Source organism: Streptomyces sp. NPDC058671, from assembly GCF_042716475.1.
Lineage (GTDB): Bacteria > Actinomycetota > Actinomycetes > Streptomycetales > Streptomycetaceae > Streptomyces.
On the sequence record NZ_JBHXSA010000021.1, the window covers coordinates 1 to 2,295 of the forward strand.

The window sequence follows — 2,295 nt, forward strand, 5'->3', positions numbered from 1 at the left end:
GCCCGGTTACATTCCGAACCCGGAAGCTAAGCCTTTCAGCGCCGATGGTACTGCAGGGGGGACCCTGTGGGAGAGTAGGACGCCGCCGAACAATTCTTCAGGACCCTTGGTCCCAGCGTTCACGCTGGGACCAAGGGTCCTTTTGTTTTTCGCTTGAATTTTTCCGATGCGCGGCTGAGTGCCGGCTGCGCGAGAATGACTGCAGTACCCGAAGACAGGAGTCACACCGATGTCCACCAACTCTCCCGACGACCGTCCGGAGCGCGAACCGCGTCGCAGGGACGATGCCGGTGGCGACCGAGGCGGCTTCCGTGGGCCGCGTCGTGACGACAACCGCGGTGGCGGTGGCCTCCGCCGCGATGACAGCCGCGGCGGTGGCGACAACCGTGGCGCCGACAACCGAGGCGGTGGTTTCCGCCGTGACGACAACCGGGGGGGTGACTCTCGCGGGGGTGACAGTCGCGGTGGCGGTTTCCGTCGCGATGACAACCGTGGCGGGGACAACCGCGGCGGTGGCTTCCGCCGCGACGACAGCCGCGGCGGTGGTGACAACCGCGGTGGCGGTGGGTTCCGTCGGGACGACAGCCGTGGTGGTGGTGACAACCGCGGTGGCGGTTTCCGCCGTGATGACAACCGTGGCGGGGACAACCGCGGCGGCGACAACCGCGGTGGCGGTTTCCGTCGGGACGACCGTGGTGAGCGGCCTCCGTTCCGTCGGGACGACCGGCCTTCCTTCCCGCCGCGTGACGACCGTCGCGACGACAACCGTGGCGGTGGCTTCCGCCGTGACGACAGCCGTGGTGGTGGGGATAACCGTGGCGGTGGTTTCCGCCGTGACGACAACCGCGGTGGCGACAATCGTGGCGGCGGCTTCCGCCGCGACGACAGCCGCGGCGGTGGCGACAACCGCGGTGGCGGTGGGTTCCGTCGGGACGACAGCCGTGGTGGTGGTGACAACCGTGGTGGCGGTTTCCGCCGCGATGACCGGCGTGATGAGCGTCCTTCGTCGTTCCGTCGGGACGACCGGCCTTCCTTCCCGCCCCGTGACGACCGCCGGGACGACAACCGTGGCGGTGGCTTCCGTCGGGACGACCGGCGTGATGAGCGCCCCTCGTCGTTCCGTCGGGACGACCGTGGCGGCGACAGCCGTGGTGGTGGCTTCCGCCGGGACGACCGGGGTGGCGACCATGGTGGGTTCCGGGGGCGGGACGACCGTGGCGGCGACAGTCGCGGTGGTGGCTTCCGTCGGGACGACCGGGGTGGCGACCATGGTGGGTTCCGGGGGCGGGACGACCGGGGTGGGTATGCCCGTCGTGACGACCGGGAGCGCAGCGATCGCGCGCCGATCAAGCGGCTGCCGATCCCGCCGGAGGTCACCGGTGAGGAGATCGACCCGGACGTTCGCCAGGAGCTCATGAGCCTGCCCAAGGGGCTGGCCGAGGATGTCTCCCGCAACCTCGTCATGGTCGCCCAGCTGATCGACGAGGACCCGGAGGGGGCCTACGGCTACTCCAGGGTCGCCCTGCGGCTCGCCTCCCGTGTCGCCGCGGTGCGCGAGGCCGCCGGCTTCGCCGCCTACGCCACGCAGAAGTACTCCGAGGCGCTGGCCGAGTTCCGGGCCGCCCGCCGGATGAGTGGTGGTGTCGAGCTGTGGCCCGTCATGGCGGACTGCGAGCGCGGTCTCGGCCGTCCCGAGCGGGCGCTGGCCATGGCCGGTGAGGCCGAGGTGCAGAAGCTGGACAAGGCCGGGCAGGTCGAGATGCGGCTCGTCGCCGCGGGAGCCCGCCGGGACCTGGGGCAGCTCGACGCGGCGATCGTGACGCTGCAGAGCCCCGAGCTCGCTTCCAGTGCCGTTCACCCGTGGACCGCGCGCCTGCGCTACGCCTACGCGGACGCGCTGCTCGCCGCCGGCCGTGACGCCGAGGCGCGGGAGTGGTTCGGCAAGGCTCTGGAGGCCGACAAGGACGGGGCCACGGATGCCTCGGACCGGTTGGCCGAGATGGACGGTGTCGAGTTCGTGGACGCGTTCGACGAGTCGGAGGAGTCCGAGGACGAGTCGGACGTCGTCGTCCTCGCCGAGGACGACGACGAGGATGCCGACCTCGACGAGGACGACAGTGACGACAGTGTCGGCGACAAGAGCTGACACGGTTGACGTGTGAGAAGGGGGGGGCCCCCCCGGGGGCGCCCCGCTTAGTTTTGGGGGCCCCCCTACAACCCGAGGGGTAGCCAGGCCACCCCCCGCGCGGGGGGAGGGGCGCAACCGGTGGACAATGGGGGGGTGGTGTAGACCCC

At 71.0% G+C, this 2,295-nt stretch carries 2 protein-coding genes and 1 rRNA gene; 2 read left to right on the forward strand and 1 reads right to left on the reverse strand.

Annotated features, from left to right (window positions below; genetic code table 11):
• Positions 1-91 (forward strand): 5S ribosomal RNA (gene rrf, locus ACFWV2_RS24440); the annotation flags it as partial.
• A gap of 6 nt (positions 92-97) precedes the next feature.
• Here the strand turns inward: rrf and ACFWV2_RS24445 are convergent.
• Positions 98-1,270 carry a hypothetical protein gene (locus ACFWV2_RS24445; RefSeq protein WP_384407903.1) on the reverse strand — a complete coding sequence of 391 codons (1,173 nt, stop codon included), beginning with the start codon at positions 1,268-1,270 and terminating at the stop codon, positions 98-100.
• 84 nt (positions 1,271-1,354) lie between these two features.
• On the opposite strand from ACFWV2_RS24445, the gene ACFWV2_RS24450 reads away from it, so the two are divergent.
• Positions 1,355-2,146, forward strand: a complete 792-nt coding sequence (locus tag ACFWV2_RS24450) for a hypothetical protein (RefSeq protein ID WP_384407881.1) — start codon at positions 1,355-1,357, stop codon at positions 2,144-2,146.
• The last annotated feature ends 149 nt before the right edge of the window (positions 2,147-2,295 follow it).